This window comes from Enterococcus sp. AZ103, assembly GCF_051714685.1.
GTDB lineage: Bacteria > Bacillota > Bacilli > Lactobacillales > Enterococcaceae > Enterococcus_A > Enterococcus_A alishanensis.
This window is the reverse complement of record NZ_JBIOSI010000002.1, coordinates 51,410-72,098: the sequence shown is the minus strand read 5'-3', so window position 1 is coordinate 72,098 and position 20,689 is coordinate 51,410. Positions and strand designations below refer to the sequence as shown.

Here is a 20,689-nt window from a genome sequence, read left to right as displayed (position 1 = left end):
AGTTTACATAACATGTATTATACAAAGCTAAATACCTTGGTCAGATTTTAGATTCAGTACACCATATAGCTGTTTTGGTTTAGCTATTTTTTTGAAAAGACGTTTAAATAAAAAACTAAATTATCATTTGCTAGCTGCGCGTAGATGATAATTTAGCATCTATTATTGAATTATGACTTAGAAAATCCACTAGTCTAAATATTTTTTTCATTAATCGTGATAAAGATATCTGACAATGATTTCCATCAAATATCTTTATACAAAAATCTAAGGCATCATTCTATGGCTCTAAAAGAATTTTACCGACACTTTTTCCTGATTCCAAAAATTCATGAGCTTCTTTACCATTAGATAAAGAAAAAATAGTTGGTTCACTAATATTTATCGTACCCTCTCTAAGATACTTGAAAAGTCTATCACTTCTTTCACTGCGTTCCTTATAGCTAGTCAAATAATCCCAAAGATCTCTGGTTAATATGCTTTTTGATTGAGAAAGTAATTCAACAAAATCAATTTTAGGAGGATTGCCTCCAGCCATTCCAAAGAAAACTACTTTTCCTCTATGTTTAACTAAGTCAATACTATCCAGTAGTGTAATCCCAACTCCATCATATACGGTATCAAAATACGATAAGTAATCTTCTTGCCAATCTGAATTTCTTAAAAAAACCCTTTTTGCACCTTGTCTTAAAGCCATCTGTTGTTTTTCTTTTGAAGAAGTAATCCCATATACATTAAGACCATCGGCTGTTAACATTTGAGCTAAAATTTGCCCCACCCCACCACTTATCCCATGCACAAAAACATTACTACTTTCAAGTCCATTCCCTAAATCATGAGCTAAAAAATCAGCAGTCAAGCCCTGTAAGCCAATACTTGCTACTAACTTAGAATCCATGTCACTAGGTAGTTTTATGGCATTTTCTTTTGGAACAGCTACTAATTCGGCGTTTGAAAAAGGAACATAAACAAAAAAGACTTTATCACCAATATTATACTCACTATCGGCAGAGCCAATATCAATGACTGTCCCAACACCTTCGTACCCATTTATATATGGAGAACGTTCCTCTATGTGATATTCTCCTTTTCTTCTATAAATGTCCGCATAATTCAAACCAATATATTCCATTCGTAATAGTAATTCACTCTTAGAAACAACCGGGTCTGGTAATTCACCATATGTAAAAACATCAGAATTACCGAAATGATCGAAATATAAAGCTTTCATAATTAGTTAATCTCCTGTCATTTATATAATAAGTACTGAGATACTATCTGATTAAATTCTAATACATAGCATGGATTGTCACAAACAGATGTATAGCATTTATCACCTATTTAAGTACTTGAATCATATACATTTTATAATATAAAATTTAGAATGTTTAGGAACATTATTTCAAACAGAATCATATCATTTTTTAAAAGTTTTTTCCTCTTTTTTGTATTTTTCATTTTTAGATCACGTTTATGTTCATTATAAAAAAACATATAAACTGATAAATCATTAAATCAAAGATATAATTTTAAAATTCATTCTCAAATAATTTCAAGGATAAGAAACTATCCAATTATTATTAATCCCTTTCTAAATTATTATGTAAACTAAAATTAGGAGCTAAAAAGCTTTAACACAAGATACCATTAGATTAAAAGTCTTTTAGAAATCTTTTAGTCTAATGGTTATTTCTCTTAATCATCTAACCATTCTGGCTATTCTTCTTGAAATATAAAAAAAATAACTTTATCTGTACTGAATTTTCTGGAAAATTAAATAACGCCCATTTAAAAGTCTTTTAAATGGGCTCCAGGTAGACAAAAAAAACTCTCGAAAGCATACAGCTTTTGAGAGTTTCACTTTATTTAATTTCTAATAAACTCGTACACCAAAATCAGGTGTATACCATTGTGTATCACCATATTTAACTTCTTGTCCTGGTTGTGGCGCATGGATATATCCTGTATCTCCCGTAGAAATAGCTACGTGTGTGGTAGCACCTGGTTGTCCCCAGAAAAGTAAATCGCCTGCTTGTGCATCTGAAACTGCAATTTGAGTCCCTGATGATTCTTGAGCGACAGTCCAACTACCAATATCTTCACCAGTAACTTGTTGGTAAACATATTGTGTTAATCCTGAGCAATCAAATCCTTGTTCAGGTGTTCTACCGCCCCAAACATAATCTGTTCCAAGATATTTTTCTGCTTCAGCAACAACCGCTTCACCTCGAGCATTATCCGTTGTAGCTTGACCATTATCCGTTGGAGTAGTGGCTTCTGGTGTTGTAGTGTTTACTTGTTCATCAGCTACCGTATTGTTGTTTTCTACTGGTGTATTCTCCTCAACAGGAGCCGTTTCAACTGGTGCAGTAACTGTAGGTGATTCAACGACTGGCGTATCAACAACAGGTACCTCAACATTAGTATTATTGTCAACTACTGGTGTCGTAACCTCAGGTGTAGCAACTGGTGTATTTGTTGTAGCAGAAGCTGCACCATCTTCACCATTTCCCACGACAACGGTTTGTCCTGTGTAGATATCATTATCTTGTAAATTATTCCAAGAAACAAAATCATTCGTACTAATGTCATGCTGATTAGTAATAGACCAAACAGAATCACCAGACTGAACAGTATAGGTTTCTGGTGCGACTACTGCTTCATTAGTTGGTGCCGGTGTTGTAATTTCTTTAGCTGGTGTATCATAGTTAGTTAAATTATTTTCTTCAATAATTTGAATTAATTCTTGCGCATAAGTGCTACTTTCACTGAAACGATCTTGTAAGGCTTGAGCTGCTGCTTGGTAATTATCAGCAAAGTGTTTCCAAGTACCGCTGAAGTATTGGTCGTCGCCATTTTCTTCAGTCGTCTTCATTACTTGAACATAATCAGCAACTGCATCTTCATAAGAATCGTAATCTTTCAATTCCTTTTGTTCTGTTAAGCCAGTTGCTAAGTTTGTTTTTGGTAGGATAGCAGAATTACCTTCATACTGTCCTTCCAAACCAAAGACGTTAAAATAAGGTCCTTTGGCGAACTCGTTTTGTCCCCAGTTGCTTTCTAAAATTGCTTGTGCTAGCATAACCGATGCATATAAATCATTTTTTTCAGCTTCTGGCTCGATCATTCCAGCCAAACTGCTGATATATGATTGTTTATCAACGCTAGAATTTGCTGTCGATGCATCACTATTAGTTTCCGCATCTGCTTGACTCGCATTCATTAATGGTGCAACAACAGAAGCAGCAACTAGTGCCGTTCCTAATAATGCAGTACTTTTTTTCAAATATAAATAATTATTGGTTTGACGACGTCTTTGTTGACGTAGTTGACTTCTACTTACCCTTGTATCCATATTTTCACTCCAATCTATTTTTACAAAAACTGACAATCCGCACTCACAAGAAATATTTTAACGATCTTTAAAAATAATAAAATTCGTTATATTAATTCTCGCAAATTTTTATTAGTATTGCAACCATTTCGGTACGTTAAAAATGACTAATTAGTTTTTTAAAAGTGCGATTGTGGCTTTAAAAGTAAAAATCACTATAAGGAGCATAGCATGACTAAATCATTGATATTAAAAGAAAAAGTTAGTCGTTTACCTGAGTCTCCAGGTGTATATTTCATGAAAGACAATGAAGGTCAAACAATCTACGTTGGAAAGGCTAAAAATCTGAAAAGACGAGTGGCTTCCTATTTCAGGAACAATAAACAGCATTCAAAAAAAGTTATTCGAATGGTTGGCCAAATTGATGATTTTGATTTTCAACTAGTTGATACTGAATTTGATGCCTTAATTCTAGAATGTCAAAAAATCCATCAAATACGCCCTCATTTTAATCAAAGAATGAACCGCTACGAGAATTATGGTTTTTTTCAATTTTTAGATGAAGAGCCTTATCTGAAAGTATTAAATCATTGGTCAAATCAAGGACAAATAATTGGCCCTTTTTTCAAGCAAGCAAAAATGATCGAAATAAAAAAAATACTAATGAGTTTATATCGCCTGACAGGTCCACTTAGATTTGCCAAAGATATTGTGAACATTTCGTCTGAGCTAACACCTGAAGAAGAGTTTGCTGGAAGGTTAACAGAAATTAGCGATGCTTTTAAAGGCCGCCCCGAAAAAGTTTTACAACGCATCGAAGATAAAATTCAGCGGGCTAACCACCGTCAAGATTTTGAAACTGCAGCTATTTGGTGGCAGAATTATTTAATAATTGAACGTTTTTTAAGACGAAATAAACAATTAATTTTAACTTTACAAGGTAGATTTTTTATTGGTTTATTAGCTGAAAACAACCAATATTATTGCTATCTCTATAGTAAAGGAATGATTTTAAATCGTATTGTTTATAAACGGCGCCCTACTTTTGAACAAATGCAAAAAAAATTGCTCCATTCAATTCCAAAAGAAAATCGCAAAAATTGGCTATCAAAAGAACATTTGGATAAGGAAGATGCCGATCTATTCCCTATTTTTTTTAATTATTTGAATGCCCATGGAACTGCTCAGGCTATTTTTGTCGAAGAGCAACCCTTTTAGTAGACAAACTTCTTTCGATTGCGTTTAATAAATAAGCAAGTATCTATGAAAGAAGGATGTTAATGGAAAATAAATTTACTTTCCGACAATTTTGGGAGTTATCAGAAATTTATACGGCCCCGTTGAATTTGTTTTTAATTTTAATGGGGGTTTCGATTGCGATGGATCAATTTGACTGGGGAATCAGTTTAAATTTATTCCTTTATGGATTAATTTTAATTATTTTCCATGTAACTGCGAATATTTTTAATCATTACATGGATTATAAAAATGCTTCTGATCAACATTATCGTGAAGTAACGAATGTCATTGGTCGAGAGAAATTGAGTTTAAAGTTTGTTAGAAATCTTTATCTTATTTGTTTGTTTATCGCCTTTTTACTTGGCGTTTGGTTAGTTTTGAGGACCAATATTATTGTTGGAATTTTGGGCTTAATTGGCTTTTATATTGGTCTTTTCTATTCTTATGGTAAGCACCCGTTGAACTCACTTCCGATTGCTGAAGTTTTAACTGGTACGACTAGTGGGTTTTTTATTCCAGTCATTGGTTTTTACTTAGCAATTGATGGCAAAATCGAAGTGACTCCTTTCATGATTTTTGAAGTTTTTATTTTGTGTTTGCCACTTAGTATGATGATGTTTAATAATTTATTGGCTAATAATACGTCTGATTTAGAAGAAGATGTTAAAAATGGTCGTAAAACTCTGGTTTATTATCTAGGCAAAAAAACAGCAGTTTCAGTATTGCTGATCGTTTTTGCAATTAGTTATTTACTATTACCTATTTTTGTCTTTTTGGGAATTGCTCCCTGGCCCATTTTAATTTTGTTTTTATTCTTACCAAAAAGTATCCAAGGGTTAAAAATCTATCAGCAAAAACAGGACAAAGCTATCACCTTTCCAATTGTTTTAAAGACAATGTCCTTAGTAATGATTGGTTATCCATTGCTTTACTTTATTGGCAGTTTGATCCATCAATTATAAAAAAAGACCATTCTCATTTTGAGATTGGTCTTTTTTAAAATGTTTTTCCCCAAGTAACAAATTCTGCTTTTTCTCCATCTGTTTTCAGAATTGTGAGACTAGAATTTGGTACAATTGGACTTTTCCTAAGTTGGCTCAAAGGATCCTGTTTTAAATTGGAAAAAACTGTCATCAAAAACAAGCCATGTGTGACCACTAAGATTTGCTGGTTTTGATTTTTTTGATTAATCTCAGAAATAAACTCTTTTCCTCGATTTATCAATTGTTCATAGGATTCGGCATGTATTTTTTCTGAGTTAAATTTATCTGGTTGATGAAAATAATTGTAGGCTTCAGGATGATTTTTCACTTCATCGATCACTTTGCCATCCCAATCTCCTAGTTTTAATTCTCTTAATCGTTCATCGATCTGAATTGTTGGCGCAGCATGATTTTGACTTAAAATGATTTGTGCTGTAGTTTGCGCCCGCATTTGTGGTGAGCTATAAGCTTGATCAAAAGTAGTTGTTGCTAATTCTGTTGCTATTCGTTTTGTTTCATCGATCCCTTCAGCCACTAATGGTGTGTCAACCGTTCCACCGTTAAATCGTCTCTCAATATTGTTTTGGGTCAAGCCATGGCGAATAAAATAAAATGTTGTCATCAAACCTCTCCTTTTTTTTAGTGTACTGCAATAAAAATAAATTGAAAAGCTTTTGGAAAAACATTCTTTTTGCTTTTTTTTAGAATTAGCGCAATAATAACCAAGAATTTTAGGAGGCGGTATTTGTGCAGGAACTTGAAAAGATAAAAAAAGAAATACCGATTCATGAAACATTATTAATTGGTTCACTTTTGGCTATGGCAGCGGGTAGTCTTGACGCGTATACCTATTTACTACATGGTGAAGTATTTGCAGGTTTACAAACTGGTAATTTAATCTTATTTGGTATTCACCTTATCCATCCAGATAATGTCGGTGTGAGTCGCTATTTGATTGCTATTTTGGCATTTATGTTAGGAACTATTTTAATTCGTCTATTTCAAGAAAAATTTGATCACAGTAGACGACCAGGTATTCATCAATCGTTTGTGATTGGTTGGGAAATTATTTGTATGCTAATTGTTGCTCTTTTTGCGTCAGTTTTATCTGACCGAGCTGCCAGTGCTTTATTGTCAATTGCTGCAGCTGCTCAATTGCAAGAATTTAATCGTTTAAAAGGTGCTCCTTTTACTTCTTTAATGATGACAGGAAATATTCGGACATTTGCAGCAAGTATTTTGGAAGGATTAATGTTAAAAGATCATAAAGCGATCAATAAATGTCGTGATATTGCTACAATTATTGGCAGTTTTATTGTTGGGGCAGCACTAGTTTCGTTATTATCAGGTGTTCTCGGAGATCAGACTATCTTTGTGTCAATTGTTTTTTTGTTATTTGCTTTAATCTGTATATTAATCAAAACAAAAAAGAATTAAACTTTCTCATTAAAAAAGGTTCTAAGCTCAAATTGTTGAGCTTGGAACCTTTTTTTAAACAATCTCACCAAACCATTGATGCATTCCGCCGGTCATATTAAAAGTTTGATAGCCTTTTGCCTGTAATATTTCAGCAGCCTGTTCACTTTTATTACCAGTTCGGCAGACTAAATATATCGGTTTGTCCTTTGATCCTTGATAGTTAGCTATGTTAGCTAAAGGAAAACTAAGCGCTTCTTTAATGTGGCCTGATTGATATTGTTCAACGACTCGAACGTCTAATAACGTAATCGCGTCTTTTTTTAGGAGTTCTTCTAATTCATCTGGAGAAATCTCTTGGGCTTCATGAAGTGACATCTATTCAACCTCCTAGTTATGTTAAAATAACTATAGAGAGTTTTGTTTTTTCAGTCAAGGAGTGAAGCTTATGTTAGAAACGTTAGTTAATTTTTTAATTCAACAAGAAGATGAAAAAAAATTTTCCGCTGATACGTTAGTTTTAGCCGGAAATAGTTTACCGAATTTGATTAGCTATACTGCAAAATTTGTTAAAGAGAAAAAAATTAAAACAGTCATGTTTTGCGGCGGGATTGGACATGGTACACAATTCTTAATTGATAACTATAAAAAAATGATGCCTGAACTACACATGGAAAATTTTCCTCAATTACCTGAAGCAACAATTATGCTAGAAATATTTAAACAGGCTTATGGCGATATTTCTCAGTTAGACATTATAAAGGAGGAACAATCAACAAATACTGGTGAAAATGCTCGTTTTTCCTTAGCAGCTTTTGACAATCCCCCTGAAAAAATCTGGTTGGTTCAAGATCCACTGTTGAAAAAAAGGAGCTTATTAACTTTTCAGAAAAATTGGCCCATACCCACTAAAGATATTGCTTTAATGCCCTATCCTACTTTTGATGAAAATTGGTGGCCAAAAGAATATTATTTGTCTTTAGTCATCGGAGAAATCCGACGTCTGCATGATGATGAGCAAGGCTACGGTCCCAAAGGTGCAAATTACATTCCCCATGTTGATATTCCTGATAATGTTTGGCAAGCGTATCTAGCTGTAAAAGATTTACTAATAAGAGATGTTCGAAAAAATTAAGGACCAGTGAGAAGTCAGACTCATTGGTCTTATTTACAAAAAAATTTATTGTTTTCGACATTTCTTTTTGCTACGCTGACTGTAAGGGTTTTTATAGTGGTGATTGGGGGGAGCATAATGAATAAACGTCTTTGACTATGAGTAAAGAAGAATCTTAGAGTTTCTAAGCTAATCGTTATGTCTCTTCATCTATGGAGTCGCCTTAAAGATCAATCGAATATCATTTTTACTATATAAATAAACTCTTTTGCCTTCATAAGTGAATGATTGCACATGACGATGATTAATTCAAATTGGAGTGTGTAAAAATGTTAATTGCTATATCTTTTATTATTGTTGCCGCGATTATTTATGACTTACTTTATTTAAAAAGCCGAAAAGTTGCCTTTTCTAAGCGATTGGTCCTAGCCCTTGTTTTAGGGATTATTTTAGGACTTATCTTAAACCAATTCTTTTCTGCCTCTGAACGGATGCTTTTTTCTGATTGGGTAGGTATTTTAGGTGGTATTTATGTCAAACTATTGCAAATGATTGCAATGCCATTGGTTTTTGTCTGTGTCGTTTTAGCCTTTACTAAAGTTGAAATAAAAACCAACGTAGCCAAACTAGGTGCGACCATCGTTGGGAATTTGATTGGGTTTGCAGGATTTGCAGGAATTATCGGGATAATTACCGGTTATTTTGCTAATATTGATGGTAGCGGCTTTACTATCTCTAAAACAGCCTTAAGTACTGCCAATGAATTAAGAGACAGTTATGTTGCTGGTGGCGAAAATGCTTTGAGTTTGCCTCAAAAAATTATTGCTATCTTCCCTTCAAATCCCTTTTATGATTTAACTGGTCAGAGACCTAGTGCAACCTTGGGTGTAGTTATTTTTGCCCTATTTTTAGGAGTTGCCTTTTTAAAAATTAAAGATAGAAAACCAGAAGCTGCTGGATTTTTCAAACAAATGATGGATAGCATTTATGAAATCATTATGTCAGTTGTTCGGTTATTCTTATCATTTGCTCCTTACGCAGTCTTTACCATCATGACTACTACTGTAGTAAATAATGATTTTTCAGCTGTCTGGAAACTGGCAAAATTCTTTGTTGCTTGTTATGTTGCGATGGCAATTGTTTTTGCCATTCAAATTTTGATTATTGCTCTTTGTGGTATTTCACCAGCACGTTATATTAAACGGGCATTCTCAGTTCTTTCCTTTGCTTTTATTACAGCGTCAAGTGCCGGCTCAATGGCTATGAATCTTGAGATGCAAGAAGATTTAAATATTCCAAAAGGTATTTCCAGTTTGAGTGCTTCTTTTGCAACATCGATGGGTATGTGTGGCTGTGCTGGTCTTTATCCAGGAATTATTATCGCGATTGTTGCGCAAACACAAGGAATTAATCCATTATCACCTCAATTTTTACTTTATGCTGGATTTATTATTGCGATGACCTCATTTGGGATTGCTGGAACTGGCGGTGGTGGTTCTGTTGCTACGATTATTTCACTTTCTGCTTTAGGCTTACCTGTAGGTCTTGTAGGAGTATTTATTGCAATTGAACCACTTGTTGACATGGGTAGAACTGTAGTTAATTTAAACGGCGGAGTTGTTGCTAGCGCAGTGACTTGTAAAGTCAGCGGAATCGATTTAAGTGAAAAAAATTCTGAATCAATCGCAACTGAAAATAACTAATTAAAAAGTCTATGAATGAGTAAATTAATTACCCATTCATAGACTTATTTTAATTTATAATTGTGTGAAATAAATTGCTAATCATACCCCATAAACTTGTAAAGAACTGCGAAATAGTTCCTAACAAGCCACCAAAGTCAGGATTTGCTACAAAGGATTCCATTTGAGCAAATGCTTGATCTTTATATGCATAAATCAAGAATATAATGAGTAAAACTCCGAGTACCCGCCAAATTACTGAACTCAAGCGAACCACCAAATAGATAATAAAAGCTAAAACAACTAATGCAAGAATTTGTTCCACGGTTCTCCCTCCTCTTTACCTTATTATGCCTCAAAAATCTTTCTATGACATCAGACTTGCGCCGGATGACAAAATAAAAATTGGCCCACCCAAATAAAAGCCAATTGGCTGTTTTTAATTCCTAAAAGAAGACTATACTAAATTTTTGTAAGGAGGTTTTTATGAAAAAAGTAGTGACTATAGCCGGTTCTGATGCAACTGGTGGCGGCGGGATTAAAGCGGATTTAAAAACTTTTCAAGAATATGGAGTTTTTGGTTTTGCGGCAATTACTAGTATTGTCACCATGTTCCCTGAAAGTGGCAAACACCAATTAACGCCTTTAGACTTAAATTTAATCGACAAACAAATAGATTCGGCTTTGGCAGGTCCAATCGATGCTATTAAGACTGGTCTGCTACCCTCCCGTGAAATTATCGAATTGACGAGTCAAAAATTATTTGATTTTTCTGGACCAATCGTTGTGGATCCGGTAATTGCAGGAAAAGGAACCACTGATTTTTTAAATGCAGACAATGTAACTGCCATGCGAGAAGTTTTATTACCTATGGCGTATATAACAACGCCTAATTTAAGGGAAGCGGGCATTCTTTCCGGTTTAGGCGAATTAAAAGAAAAATCACAAATCGAAAAGGCAGCAAAAATTATTTATTCCTTTGGTGCAAAAAATGTTGTCATTAAAGGTGGCGGCGCCGGGTTGCCCTTTGATTTGTACTATAATGGCGAAATATTTCATTATTTCCCACACCCAATTATAGAAACAACCTTTAATCATGGTGCTGGCTGTACTTTTGCGGCTAGCATAACCGCTGCTTTAGCAAAAGATTACGAACTATTTTCGGCTATTAAAACAAGTATTAATTTTGTTCAAGCAGCTATTAAAGCTGGAATAGCAATTAATCCTTATGTCGGCCACGTTTGGCACGGAGCATACAATCAGGCTGAGAAGAGGATGGAGGAAAATCATGACTAATCACAAAAAAATCCAAACGATTGTATTTGTAGCATTATTTGCGGCGCTAACTTTTTGCGGTACTATGATTAAAATTCCTTTACCAACTGGAATGTTTATTCATTTTGGCAATACAGTGGTTTTATTAGCGGTGCTATTACTAGGTTATTGGCGTGGCGCTTTGGCTGGAGGCATTGGTTTTGCACTCTTTGATATTTTAAATGGCTATGCCAGTGAGGCACCAATTTATTTTGTTGAATGTTTTGTTGTGGGGGCTGCTGCCTACTTTGGCTTTTGGCTGTTTAAAAAGGATCCGACAAAAATTTATCAAATTATCACGATTGCCTTCTTTGCAGGGATTGCCAAATTTATCGCCTCAGTCATAGAGGCAACAATGATGTCAATGATTGCTGGAGCAGACTTAAAGCCTGCTTTTATGGCTGCTATCATCAGTATGCCTGCGACTGTCATCAACATTGTTTCGACCATTATTATCACAAGCTTACTTTACTTCCCTTTAAAGTCTGCTATGAAAGGCATATTACACAAACAAACTATTTAATATGCTATAATAAAATTCCTTGGCAGGGGCACAGCTGATACATGTTATATTTCTTAACATGTATCAGCTTTTTTCTTGTTTTTATAAACGACCCATGCTATAATTTTATTCAAAGATAAGTGTTTTCATGAATTTTTCAAGAAAGGATGTGAAGTATAATGACATTCTCTACTCAAGATTTGACTTATCGGGTGACTTTAGACACTGAAAACAATTTATTCATTGTTTATATCCCAAATAGCGATCATCGCGCAAGTGGCGTCACGATTGAAGAAGCAATTTCAAAACTTAAAAAAACTGCATAAGGAGCGTCACAAGAAATGGACGATTGTCTAAATTAAAAAGCATCTGCTGGCTATGAGCGGATGCTTTTTTTGTGTCTTACAATTCTGTTCGTTGAATGATAGACAAATCTATTTTTTTATTATGTAACTTCTTCTATCATAATAAAAAAAACAGAGGTGAATAGTTATGATTCAATTTTTTGATGGAATTTTTCAAATAGTCTTCAATTTCCTTGCAGTATCTCTAGATGTCATCCATAATTTGATAAATTTTTTGTTCTCAGCGATTATTTAATTGTGAGTTTCTCATTTGATTGACCTTCTAACCATTCGAATTCAATTTCAAACTGGTGTTTATCGCCTTTTTTTTCATATTTCAATTCAACTTCCAAAAGTTAGTTAGGCGCAATGAGCGTTGTTTTCTCTCCCTCAACTAAACTGAATTGTCCGTTTTCCTTTAGCCTCGTATTAATCATCCGTAAGAAATCACTAAACTTTGCTAAACTTTGTTTTTCCCCTCAATAAACAAGGACCTCTGTTAATGGCTTATTTACAGTCATTTCTCTCACACCTTTTCCTTTATTATTGCTGTTTTCAAAGTTTTCTTTCAAATTTCAACCTAGTGACTTGACGAACGCTGTAATTTCTAAGATGATAAAGGGATGGATTTTTAAGAAAGTTGGTATATCAGTGAGTTTATTAGAGTTAAAAGAAATTAGTCAGCAATTTGGTGACAAGATTTTATATGAAGATTTGTCTCTACAAGTTAATCGTGGGGAACATTTAGGATTAATCGGTCAAAATGGAGCCGGTAAAAGTACCTTAATCAAAATTATAACAGGCGAAATTTTACCAGATGATGGCACAGTTTCATGGCAAAAAAACATTCATTACGGTTATCTAGATCAGTATGTTGAAGTTGATCCTGAATTGACCATTCGTGATTTTTTAAAGACGGCCTTTATGGCGGAATTTGAGAAAGAAGCCAAAATTGGGAAACTGTATGAAGAATACAGTGAAAATTATGATGATAAATTGTTAGAACAAGCCGGAAAGCTGCAAACTGAGTTGGATCAAGGCGATTTTTATCAAATTGATACCTTAGTTGATGAAATGAGCAGTGGCCTTGGCTTAGCTATTTTAGGTATGGAGTCTCAGTTAAAAAATCTCAGTGGCGGGCAGCGTTCCAAATTAATTTTAGCAAAATTACTACTGGAAAAACCTGATGTTTTGATTTTAGATGAGCCGACTAACCATTTAGATGACGAACATGTCGCTTGGTTGAGTCAATTTTTAAAGGATTTTGCGGGAACCTTTGTAGTTATTTCCCATGACCAAAGTTTTCTAAATCAAATTACTACTCATATTGCTGACATTGAGTTTGGTAAGTTAACTAAATATACAGGGAATTTAGAAAAAGCCTTAAAACAAAAAGAACAATTTCAAGAAACCTATTTGCGTCAGTATGCCGCTCAGAAAAAACAAATTGAAAAAACGGAAGCCTACATTCGTAAATATAAAGCCGGTAGTCGTTCAACTATGGCAAAATCTCGACAAAAGCAATTGGATAAAGTGGAAAGATTGACCCCGCCTAATTCCAACGCGAAAGCCCACTATGATTTTCCTTATCACCCGATTGTCACAACCTTGGCTTTGGAGACAACTGATTTAACAATTGGTTACCAAAAACCTTTGTTACCGCCAATCAATCTAACAGTACGTTATGGTGAAAAAATTGCTATCCGTGGCTTTAATGGTATTGGTAAATCAACTCTTTTGAAAACTTTAATCGGTGAAATTCGTAAAATTGACGGTGATTTTCATTTTCCTGCTAATACAAAAATTAATTATTTCGAGCAAGATTTACATTGGGAAAATGGTTATCAAACCCCTTTGCAGTATTTGAGTGATATTTATCCAAAGGAAACAGTCAAAGAATTACGTAAACACCTTTCTCGAGCAGGACTTCCTAGTGAATTAGCCCAAGAACCACTTAGAACCCTAAGCGGTGGTGAACAAACCAAAGTAAAATTAGCCCAAATGACAATGGAAAAAGGCAATTTGTTAATTTTAGATGAGCCCACCAATCATATCGACCAAAGTACTAAAATAAGTTTACAAGAAAGTTTACAAAATTTTGCTGGTACCGTTATTGTCGTATCCCATGAAGAAGATTTTTATAGTGCGTGGGTGGACCGTGTCGTTGATATTCAACAATAGGAGCTGAAAAAAATGTATCCCTTAGTCCCCACCAATATTTTAGAAGTCGCGCAAGTAATGGCTTGGCGAAAACAGCAAGGTGAAACGGCTGACGAAGATCAAATTATTATTGAAGCCATCAAAGAAAATGCCCAAAACTTAATTGATGAAGCACTAGAAGGTCCTTATTGGACAATTAAATGGGAAAATGAAGACCATTTATTAGCAGTCTTTGATGTGATGGGAGAAAAAATCGGCGAACTTTCCCCTGCTGATTCTTCTTTCTCTGCTGAATTTCGTAAAAATGGGCATGAATTACTTTTACATTTAGGAAAACAATTAAGGCCAATTATCGGTAGCCACTAGTCAGAGAAAATTCTCTGGCTTTTTTTTATTTCAAAGAAATTTTAGGTTTGCCGAAAATAATTATTTGCTTTGTCTACATTTAGGTGTATGATGTGTTTGTAAAAGATAAACGGGGTGAAGAAATGCGTGAAAAAAATAAACAACATTTGATAACTCATGCCAACGGTGCATCTTTAGCCGAAATTAATGGAACTGTCAAAGTTCCTGAAGGCAAAAGTTTTTTTAGAACATTATTAGCTTATTCTGGTCCGGGTGCTTTAGTCGCAGTTGGTTATATGGATCCCGGCAATTGGTCCACTTCGATTACTGGCGGACAAAATTTTCAATATTTATTAATGTCAGTCATTTTAATGTCTAGTTTAATCGCTATGTTATTACAATACATGGCAGCAAAATTAGGTATTGTTACTCAGATGGATTTAGCCCAAGCCATTCGTGCGCGAACATCTAAAGCTTTGGGAATTGTTTTATGGATTTTGACTGAGTTAGCCATTATGGCTACCGATATTGCTGAGGTCATTGGTGCGGCGATTGCACTCTATTTACTTTTTAGTATTCCATTAGGTTTAGCTGTTGTGATTACTGTTTTTGACGTTTTATTATTATTACTACTAACAAAAGTCGGTTTTAGAAAAATTGAAGCGATTGTCGTTTGTCTAATTTTTGTCATATTATTTGTTTTTGTTTATCAAGTTGCCTTATCAAATCCTGATTGGTCAGCACTAGTGAAAGGTTTCGTTCCTTCCAGTCAAACATTTGCCGAAAGTCCCAAAATTGGTGGTCAAACACCTTTAACTGGTGCTTTAGGAATTATCGGAGCCACTGTCATGCCCCATAATTTATATCTTCATTCTGCAATTTCGCAAACAAGAGCGATAGATCATAGTGATGAAAAACAAGTAGCTAAAGCTGTTCGTTTTACAACTTGGGACTCCAACATTCAATTAACCTTAGCGATGTTAGTTAATGCTTTATTATTAATTATGGGCGTAGCAGTTTTTAAATCAGGTGCGGTTAAAGATCCATCTTTCTTTGGCCTTTATGAAGCTCTGTCTAATCCCGCAACCTTAAGCAATGGTTTGTTAGCAAATGTTGCCCGATCAGGTGTCTTATCGACATTATTTGCGGTAGCATTATTGGCATCCGGCCAAAATTCTACCATTACTGGAACTTTAACTGGACAAGTTATCATGGAAGGCTTCATTGAAATGCGAATGCCAATCTGGTTGCGACGATTAGTTACACGATTATTGTCCGTTGTGCCCGTTTTAATTTGTGTATTGCTTACTCGTGGTCAAAGTACCGTTGCAGAACATGAAGCTTTAAATGATTTAATGAATAACTCGCAAGTTTTTCTAGCTTTTGCCTTACCTTTTTCAATTATTCCCTTGTTAATGATGACTGATAGCGCTGCTGAAATGGGGCACCGTTTTAAAAATAATTTAGTGGTAAAAGTTTTAGGTTGGATTTCAGTCGTCGCGTTAACTTATTTAAATCTACGAGGATTACCTAATCAAATTGAAAGTTTCTTTGGAAGCAATTTATCTGCTGATCAGCTTTTTCTAGCACATGCAATTGCTGACAGTTTGATCGTGATCGTTCTAGTATTATTGGCTTGGACCATTTTTGAATTGTATCGTGGCGATAAAAAACAAGCCCTTCTCATGGAAGAAGAATCCGCTAATTAGCGGATTCTTTTTTTTAGGTCTAAAGTCCGATTGTTCAAAATCATAAAAAAAGATATGCTAAATGTATCAAATAAAACCGATTAGAAAGCGGGTTGAAAAATATGCGTCAAGAATATTTATCTCAATTAACGGAGTTGTTGAGCTATCGAGTTTCTCCTAGTGTAGTTCAAAGCACCGTTGAATATTACGATCAAACAGTTATTGAATTAATGGAATCCGGCTATTCAGAAGCCGATGCTGTGGCTGAATTACCTAATCCCAAAGCAGTTTTGGCTAGTTTAGTCGACGAACCATTTCCATCAACAAAAAGAAAGCTCCCCTTGTTCGTCATTATTTTATTAGTTATCAGTTCACCTTTATGGGGAAGTTTGGCAATTGCTGCTGCAGCGATTCTTTTTAGCATATATATTGTCGCTTGGTGCATACCTTTTACTGGCTTTTCAATTGCTGGAGGATTTATTTTTGGTGGTGTCGTGGCGATGGTTACTAGTCCATGGGCCTTCTTTGATGCTATGTTTATGGGGGTTTCACAATTTGGTGTTGGCTTAACTATTTTAGGCTTAGGTATTATTGCTTTATGGTTGACCAGTCATCTGACAAAAGCTTATTTAAAAGTACATCAAATTCTCTGGAACAAGATTAGTCGCTCTTGGCAAAATAAAAAGGTGGTATACGCATGAAAAGAGTCAATCAATTAGCAAAATGGTCTTTAGGATTAGTTATTACTGGCGCAATCATCACATTTTTAGGTTTTGCATTATCAGGTTTTTCATTCGAACGGTATGCTGAAAATAGTGATCATTGGTACAATACAGTTCACCTTTATAAATAAAAAAACTGTAGATATCGCCCAAAATTTGGACTTTATATACAGTCTCCAACAAGGCTTAGGCCTTGTTTTTTTTGATATATTGTTTTAAAAATGCCAATGATGATGTCCAGGCTGCCTCAAGATATCCTTCCGCATGTCTAGTTCCTTCAATCAGTTTAACTTCATTCGGCACATTATTATCAGCTAAAGCTTTTTGCAATTGATAAATTCCAGAAAGTGGTACAAACTCTCTCAATGAACTAGCTAAATAAAGCGGACCACTCTTAGTTGAAACTCTTTGGAGTGGTGTTGCATCTGTCAATTTTTGATCATCTGGTGCGTAGTTAGTAATAAACCATTTATAAAATGGATCATTAGCACCGTCTTGATCAATTAAAGCTGAGGCTTGCTGGTCAAAATTAGGTTTTTGTGTATTTTCAGCCACTACATCGGCATGTTGATGCACCCATTTGGCAATATCAATAATTCCCGACCAAGAAACTGCTGGAATTCCGCGCTGTAAAGCCAACTCAATCGATAAATTTCCGCCTGCAGAAGAGCCAAAAGCCCCCCAGCTGCCTTTTAATTCGGGATACTGTTCGTATGCCCAATCAAAACTAGCTAAAGTATCCTCTAAAGCCGCTGGAAATAAGTTTTCTGGAGCTAAACGATAATCTGGCACTACTACTAAAAAACCTGCTTCAGCAAATTTTTCAGCAATCTCCCCCTCTGTTTCTTTACTACCTCGAAACCATCCACCACCGTGAAGATCAATCAATCCTCTTTCAAATCTTTCTGGTTGATAAATATCAGCCTTTAAATTTAAATCTTTATGATAAACGACATTTTTCATAACTTTCATAATATCCCTCTTTTCAAAAACAAATATAAGCCTATCTTCAAAAAAAGAAAAAGATTTTGAATTGTTATTTTACCACCATTACATTACACGGTGCATTATTAACAACAAAGGCAGTCGTTGAGCCGATCAAGGCTCGCTCGATACGCCCTTTACCAGTGGCACCTATCATAATTAAATCAATATCATTGTCTTCAGCATACTTAACAATCGCTGTTTTAGGATTATCTTCCAATTTTACGGTTTCGTAGTCAAATCCTTCTGGTAATTCTAATTCTGCTTGTAAAATAATACTGTTTAAATAATTTTTCGAGGTTTCAGCGATATAGTTCGATGCATGGGCATCCGCCAGCATCGGAGCAGTATCTACCGTAGTTAAAATAACCAAATGTCCATCATTTCTTTTGGTTGTCTCTACAGCCTCTTTTAAGGCATTTTCCGCTTGTTCAGAACCATCTACAGCAACCAATATATTTTTATAGACTTTGCGCAAAGTAAACTCCTCCTTTATTTAACAATTAGGGTAACAAATCATCCTTCTTACTATCTATTATAAAAAAGAAAGCATAAAAAAACAAACGCTTTCTTGAAAGTAACAATTCTGAATTATTTTTTGTTTTTATTAAGGATTTTACTTTTTAAAATGATACAATATTGTTAAAAAGGGGGGATTTCATGGCTGAACTTGAAAATTTAGATTACCGCTATCGTCACTTAAGCCAAACAAATTTTTCTCATTTAAGTTTTGAAAAGGTTGATTTTACTGGGGCTAATTTAACCGGTACAACTTTTGAAAATAGTTTGTTGCGGCAATGTGATTTTACAGATGCAAATTTGACCGATGTCAATTTTATAGGAACGGATTTACGAACTTGTCGTTTATCTAGTGCGGATATTTCTGGTGCTAATTTTTATTTCGCAATTTTGGAAGATGTTGCCTTAGATCATGTCATTTGGGATGAGACCACACAATATTTCCGACTACATCCACCCAAAACAGGGGCTTTTTTAGGTTATAAAAAATGCTTTGGTTATCGGATCGTACAGCTTTTAATTCCTGAAAACGCCCAAAGAACCTCCGCTACTGGCAACTCTTGTCGTTGCGATTTGGCAAAGGTTCTAACGATTAAAGATATGTACACCAATCAAGATTATGATGAAGCTGTCTCATACGTCGATCCAGACTTTATTTATCATCGTGGTGCTTGGGTTTATGCAAAAAATTTTAATCCAGACCGATGGGCTGATTCCACCGGTGGTATCCATTTCTGGTTAACTCGTAAGGAAGCTGAAGGTTATATGTAATCTTTAGCTTTCTTTTTTCAATAAGTCTTTGATTTTAAGGATAATGCCAATGCCTGATAAAATTAAAATGATTAAATTAATTTTTTGATTCATGCCACCTTTTTTCATTCCTACACCTCCAAATTTTTTAACAATGATATGCAAAAACCGTCCGTTGATTCAATGGTTGTAATTGCCGGCGATTTTTTCCATGTAATTCACAAAATGCTTCTATCTGACTAGTTGAGACTGTCAAATTTTCTTGTAAAACAAACCACTTCACATTTTCTGTTAAAGGTGGTGTGGTTAATGAGCCGGTATAATGATAATAGCTTTTATTTTCCGGCAACAACAATTCTGGTGAAATCATTAAGGCATTCTCAGAATCAAATTCAGCTAAAACTTGTTGAAATTCCTGATTTTCTTCACCTTCAGCAAATAACACCGCTACAACAGCTAATTCTCCACTACCGTTTTGATAAACAAAATGCCCTTCTAAAGGAAAACTTTGCCCGTCAATCGTGTGCTCAGCTTCAGAATGGAAATGAACTTGCATTAAAACATGCCTCTCTCCATTTAAGATTGCTTCTCCTAAAGCTAATAATTGAAGGTTTTGTCCATTATTATTGAAATTACAAACTTCCTTTTCAAATGAAAAGTACAAACCCGCATTTTCATCAGTTTGGGTTATCGTATCCTGGGTAACAATAGCAATCGGCGACTGTGCCTCCCCGCCATCTGGCTGCCATTTTTCTTGTTGTAAATAATCAATTAAAAATGATTTCAAAATAATCACCTCTTCAAAGTAATTTTTTAAAATATAGCATTTTAAATTGAAAAAGACACACCACGAATCTGCAAAAATCCATTTAATAAAGCTAAAAAAACTTGATTCAGTCGCAAGTCTGAGGGTTTCAATCAAAAAAAGTGTTAAAATGAAAAAAATGAAGGAGGTGCTTTGGATGTCTTGTTTAGGAAATATTATCTGGCTGATTTTTGGTGGATTTATTGGAGGAATCGGTTGGTTATTTGCTGGTATTTTATGGTGTATTACGATTATTGGAATTCCGATTGGCTTGCAGTGTTTTAAGATGGCTAGCTTGAGTTTTATGCCTTTTGGCAAAGATGTCATTTATCACACAACACCGGTAAATCTTGTGGTAAATATTATTTGGTTAATTGTATCAGGGATTCCGTTGGCGCTAGCCCATCTAACCAGCGCCTTATTATTATGTCTCACAATTATTGGAATTCCCTTTGCTGCACAATCTGTAAAATTAGCCAAACTCGCTTTAATGCCCTTTGGTGCAGAAATTGTTTACTATTAGCCCCAAATTAAATAGATTAAACCAAGAATCACTAAAATAATGTTCAGACCAATTTGCAAACGGACATAACCTAGTGGTACTGGTTTTTTTTTACGACGTGCGATGTTTATGACAATGTTATATATACCTACAATGATAATGTAGGCCAACAAAAAATTTCGATACACACAAAAACCTCCTTATCTATTCAGTTTACCTAGCTAGTAGTGCTTTTTCAAGGATGCATTATTTTTCCCATAAAAAAACTCGTAGGAAATCAAAAAGA

The 20,689-nt window shown here is 34.7% G+C and carries 24 protein-coding genes; 15 read left to right on the top strand and 9 right to left on the bottom strand.

Annotated elements, in window-relative coordinates:
* Window positions 1-280: 280 nt before the first annotated feature.
* Together ID741_RS14850 and ID741_RS14845 are read right to left on the bottom strand one after the other, a co-directional pair.
* Window positions 281-1,231: a zinc-binding dehydrogenase gene (locus tag ID741_RS14850; RefSeq protein WP_438720535.1), complete on the bottom strand. Its 951-nt coding sequence runs from the start codon at window positions 1,229-1,231 to the stop codon at window positions 281-283.
* A gap of 642 nt (window positions 1,232-1,873) precedes the next feature.
* The gene (locus tag ID741_RS14845) at window positions 1,874-3,355 is read right to left on the bottom strand and encodes a glucosaminidase domain-containing protein (protein ID WP_438720534.1); all 1,482 of its coding nucleotides are present in this window, start codon (window positions 3,353-3,355) and stop codon (window positions 1,874-1,876) included.
* Between the two features lie 210 nt (window positions 3,356-3,565).
* Between ID741_RS14845 and ID741_RS14840 the strand changes: the two genes are divergently transcribed.
* Together ID741_RS14840 and ID741_RS14835 are read left to right on the top strand one after the other, a co-directional pair.
* Window positions 3,566-4,552, top strand: coding sequence for a GIY-YIG nuclease family protein (locus ID741_RS14840; protein WP_438720533.1), 987 nt, complete (start codon window positions 3,566-3,568; stop codon window positions 4,550-4,552).
* A 62-nt stretch (window positions 4,553-4,614) separates the two neighbouring features.
* Entirely contained in the window at window positions 4,615-5,535 is a 921-nt protein-coding gene (locus ID741_RS14835; RefSeq protein WP_438720532.1) for a prenyltransferase, read from the top strand.
* Window positions 5,536-5,569: 34 nt separating this feature from the next.
* Here ID741_RS14835 and ID741_RS14830 read toward each other — a convergent pair whose 3' ends face one another.
* Complete coding sequence (locus tag ID741_RS14830) at window positions 5,570-6,178, bottom strand: histidine phosphatase family protein (protein ID WP_438720531.1); 609 nt, start codon at window positions 6,176-6,178, stop codon at window positions 5,570-5,572.
* A gap of 125 nt (window positions 6,179-6,303) precedes the next feature.
* Here ID741_RS14830 and ID741_RS14825 point away from each other — a divergent pair, with 125 nt between their 5' ends.
* Window positions 6,304-6,993 (top strand): YoaK family protein, encoded by a 690-nt coding sequence (locus ID741_RS14825; protein WP_438720530.1) that lies wholly within the window; start codon window positions 6,304-6,306, stop codon window positions 6,991-6,993.
* 54 nt (window positions 6,994-7,047) lie between these two features.
* On the opposite strand, the gene ID741_RS14820 is transcribed toward ID741_RS14825, so the two are convergent.
* On the bottom strand, window positions 7,048-7,350 hold the full coding sequence (locus ID741_RS14820; protein WP_438720529.1) for a rhodanese-like domain-containing protein: 303 nt from the start codon (window positions 7,348-7,350) through the stop codon (window positions 7,048-7,050).
* A gap of 70 nt (window positions 7,351-7,420) precedes the next feature.
* Here ID741_RS14820 and ID741_RS14815 point away from each other — a divergent pair, with 70 nt between their 5' ends.
* The gene (locus ID741_RS14815; protein WP_438720528.1) at window positions 7,421-8,107 is read left to right on the top strand and encodes a YdcF family protein; all 687 of its coding nucleotides are present in this window, start codon (window positions 7,421-7,423) and stop codon (window positions 8,105-8,107) included.
* 308 nt (window positions 8,108-8,415) lie between these two features.
* A complete protein-coding gene (locus tag ID741_RS14810) occupies window positions 8,416-9,789 on the top strand; it encodes a cation:dicarboxylate symporter family transporter (protein ID WP_438720527.1) in 1,374 nt (457 codons plus the stop codon).
* A gap of 49 nt (window positions 9,790-9,838) precedes the next feature.
* Here the strand turns inward: ID741_RS14810 and ID741_RS14805 are convergent, their stop codons facing one another.
* On the bottom strand, window positions 9,839-10,093 hold the full coding sequence (locus tag ID741_RS14805) for a hypothetical protein (protein ID WP_218325923.1): 255 nt from the start codon (window positions 10,091-10,093) through the stop codon (window positions 9,839-9,841).
* Between the two features lie 161 nt (window positions 10,094-10,254).
* On the opposite strand from ID741_RS14805, the gene thiD reads away from it, so the two are divergent.
* From thiD to ID741_RS14765, 8 genes are all read left to right on the top strand, one after another.
* Entirely contained in the window at window positions 10,255-11,064 is an 810-nt protein-coding gene (thiD, locus tag ID741_RS14800; protein WP_438720526.1) for a bifunctional hydroxymethylpyrimidine kinase/phosphomethylpyrimidine kinase, read from the top strand.
* Entirely contained in the window at window positions 11,057-11,605 is a 549-nt protein-coding gene (locus tag ID741_RS14795) for an ECF transporter S component (protein WP_438720525.1), read from the top strand. Before thiD ends, ID741_RS14795 begins: the two co-directional genes overlap by 8 nt.
* Before the next feature lie 158 nt (window positions 11,606-11,763).
* Window positions 11,764-11,910, top strand: a complete 147-nt coding sequence (locus ID741_RS14790) for a hypothetical protein (RefSeq protein WP_218325926.1) — start codon at window positions 11,764-11,766, stop codon at window positions 11,908-11,910.
* Between the two features lie 669 nt (window positions 11,911-12,579).
* Window positions 12,580-14,109 carry an ABC-F family ATP-binding cassette domain-containing protein gene (locus ID741_RS14785; protein ID WP_218325927.1) on the top strand — a complete coding sequence of 510 codons (1,530 nt, stop codon included), beginning with the start codon at window positions 12,580-12,582 and terminating at the stop codon, window positions 14,107-14,109.
* Window positions 14,110-14,121: 12 nt separating this feature from the next.
* Window positions 14,122-14,454 carry a hypothetical protein gene (locus tag ID741_RS14780; protein WP_218325928.1) on the top strand — a complete coding sequence of 111 codons (333 nt, stop codon included), beginning with the start codon at window positions 14,122-14,124 and terminating at the stop codon, window positions 14,452-14,454.
* A 122-nt stretch (window positions 14,455-14,576) separates the two neighbouring features.
* The gene (locus ID741_RS14775; RefSeq protein ID WP_218325929.1) at window positions 14,577-16,142 is read left to right on the top strand and encodes an Nramp family divalent metal transporter; all 1,566 of its coding nucleotides are present in this window, start codon (window positions 14,577-14,579) and stop codon (window positions 16,140-16,142) included.
* Between the two features lie 101 nt (window positions 16,143-16,243).
* A complete protein-coding gene (locus tag ID741_RS14770) occupies window positions 16,244-16,822 on the top strand; it encodes a DUF1700 domain-containing protein (RefSeq protein ID WP_438720524.1) in 579 nt (192 codons plus the stop codon).
* Window positions 16,819-16,974 (top strand): hypothetical protein, encoded by a 156-nt coding sequence (locus ID741_RS14765; RefSeq protein WP_218325931.1) that lies wholly within the window; start codon window positions 16,819-16,821, stop codon window positions 16,972-16,974. Before ID741_RS14770 ends, ID741_RS14765 begins: the two co-directional genes overlap by 4 nt.
* Before the next feature lie 55 nt (window positions 16,975-17,029).
* Here ID741_RS14765 and ID741_RS14760 read toward each other — a convergent pair whose 3' ends face one another.
* Together ID741_RS14760 and ID741_RS14755 are read right to left on the bottom strand one after the other, a co-directional pair.
* Complete coding sequence (locus tag ID741_RS14760) at window positions 17,030-17,815, bottom strand: alpha/beta hydrolase (protein WP_438720523.1); 786 nt, start codon at window positions 17,813-17,815, stop codon at window positions 17,030-17,032.
* 64 nt (window positions 17,816-17,879) lie between these two features.
* On the bottom strand, window positions 17,880-18,305 hold the full coding sequence (locus ID741_RS14755; RefSeq protein ID WP_438720522.1) for a universal stress protein: 426 nt from the start codon (window positions 18,303-18,305) through the stop codon (window positions 17,880-17,882).
* Window positions 18,306-18,487: 182 nt separating this feature from the next.
* On the opposite strand from ID741_RS14755, the gene ID741_RS14750 reads away from it, so the two are divergent.
* Window positions 18,488-19,117 carry a pentapeptide repeat-containing protein gene (locus ID741_RS14750; protein WP_438720521.1) on the top strand — a complete coding sequence of 210 codons (630 nt, stop codon included), beginning with the start codon at window positions 18,488-18,490 and terminating at the stop codon, window positions 19,115-19,117.
* Window positions 19,118-19,244: 127 nt separating this feature from the next.
* Here ID741_RS14750 and ID741_RS14745 read toward each other — a convergent pair whose 3' ends face one another.
* Window positions 19,245-19,892 (bottom strand): carbonic anhydrase family protein, encoded by a 648-nt coding sequence (locus ID741_RS14745; protein ID WP_438720520.1) that lies wholly within the window; start codon window positions 19,890-19,892, stop codon window positions 19,245-19,247.
* Window positions 19,893-20,058: 166 nt separating this feature from the next.
* Here ID741_RS14745 and ID741_RS14740 point away from each other — a divergent pair, with 166 nt between their 5' ends.
* Complete coding sequence (locus tag ID741_RS14740; protein WP_218325935.1) at window positions 20,059-20,424, top strand: YccF domain-containing protein; 366 nt, start codon at window positions 20,059-20,061, stop codon at window positions 20,422-20,424.
* Here the strand turns inward: ID741_RS14740 and ID741_RS14735 are convergent.
* A complete protein-coding gene (locus ID741_RS14735; protein ID WP_218325936.1) occupies window positions 20,421-20,591 on the bottom strand; it encodes a hypothetical protein in 171 nt (56 codons plus the stop codon). The two genes, ID741_RS14740 and ID741_RS14735, sit on opposite strands and share 4 nt — an antisense overlap.
* Window positions 20,592-20,689: the final 98 nt, after the last annotated feature.

Excerpts from the sequence above, each read along its gene's own strand:
- ID741_RS14740 (WP_218325935.1), top strand. The coding sequence starts at position 20,059 with ATGTCTTGTTTAGGAAATATTATCTGGCTGATTTTTGGTGGATTTATT.
- ID741_RS14765 (WP_218325931.1), top strand. The coding sequence starts at position 16,819 with ATGAAAAGAGTCAATCAATTAGCAAAATGGTCTTTAGGATTAGTTATT.
- ID741_RS14845 (WP_438720534.1), bottom strand. The coding sequence starts at position 3,355 with ATGGATACAAGGGTAAGTAGAAGTCAACTACGTCAACAAAGACGTCGT.
- ID741_RS14810 (WP_438720527.1), top strand. The coding sequence starts at position 8,416 with ATGTTAATTGCTATATCTTTTATTATTGTTGCCGCGATTATTTATGAC.
- ID741_RS14830 (WP_438720531.1), bottom strand. The coding sequence starts at position 6,178 with ATGACAACATTTTATTTTATTCGCCATGGCTTGACCCAAAACAATATT.
- ID741_RS14790 (WP_218325926.1), top strand. The coding sequence starts at position 11,764 with ATGACATTCTCTACTCAAGATTTGACTTATCGGGTGACTTTAGACACT.
- ID741_RS14795 (WP_438720525.1), top strand. The coding sequence starts at position 11,057 with ATGACTAATCACAAAAAAATCCAAACGATTGTATTTGTAGCATTATTT.
- ID741_RS14820 (WP_438720529.1), bottom strand. The coding sequence starts at position 7,350 with ATGTCACTTCATGAAGCCCAAGAGATTTCTCCAGATGAATTAGAAGAA.
- ID741_RS14850 (WP_438720535.1), bottom strand. The coding sequence starts at position 1,231 with ATGAAAGCTTTATATTTCGATCATTTCGGTAATTCTGATGTTTTTACA.
- ID741_RS14815 (WP_438720528.1), top strand. The coding sequence starts at position 7,421 with ATGTTAGAAACGTTAGTTAATTTTTTAATTCAACAAGAAGATGAAAAA.
- ID741_RS14760 (WP_438720523.1), bottom strand. The coding sequence starts at position 17,815 with ATGAAAGTTATGAAAAATGTCGTTTATCATAAAGATTTAAATTTAAAG.
- ID741_RS14840 (WP_438720533.1), top strand. The coding sequence starts at position 3,566 with ATGACTAAATCATTGATATTAAAAGAAAAAGTTAGTCGTTTACCTGAG.
- ID741_RS14775 (WP_218325929.1), top strand. The coding sequence starts at position 14,577 with ATGCGTGAAAAAAATAAACAACATTTGATAACTCATGCCAACGGTGCA.
- thiD (WP_438720526.1), top strand. The coding sequence starts at position 10,255 with ATGAAAAAAGTAGTGACTATAGCCGGTTCTGATGCAACTGGTGGCGGC.
- ID741_RS14770 (WP_438720524.1), top strand. The coding sequence starts at position 16,244 with ATGCGTCAAGAATATTTATCTCAATTAACGGAGTTGTTGAGCTATCGA.
- ID741_RS14835 (WP_438720532.1), top strand. The coding sequence starts at position 4,615 with ATGGAAAATAAATTTACTTTCCGACAATTTTGGGAGTTATCAGAAATT.
- ID741_RS14750 (WP_438720521.1), top strand. The coding sequence starts at position 18,488 with ATGGCTGAACTTGAAAATTTAGATTACCGCTATCGTCACTTAAGCCAA.
- ID741_RS14780 (WP_218325928.1), top strand. The coding sequence starts at position 14,122 with ATGTATCCCTTAGTCCCCACCAATATTTTAGAAGTCGCGCAAGTAATG.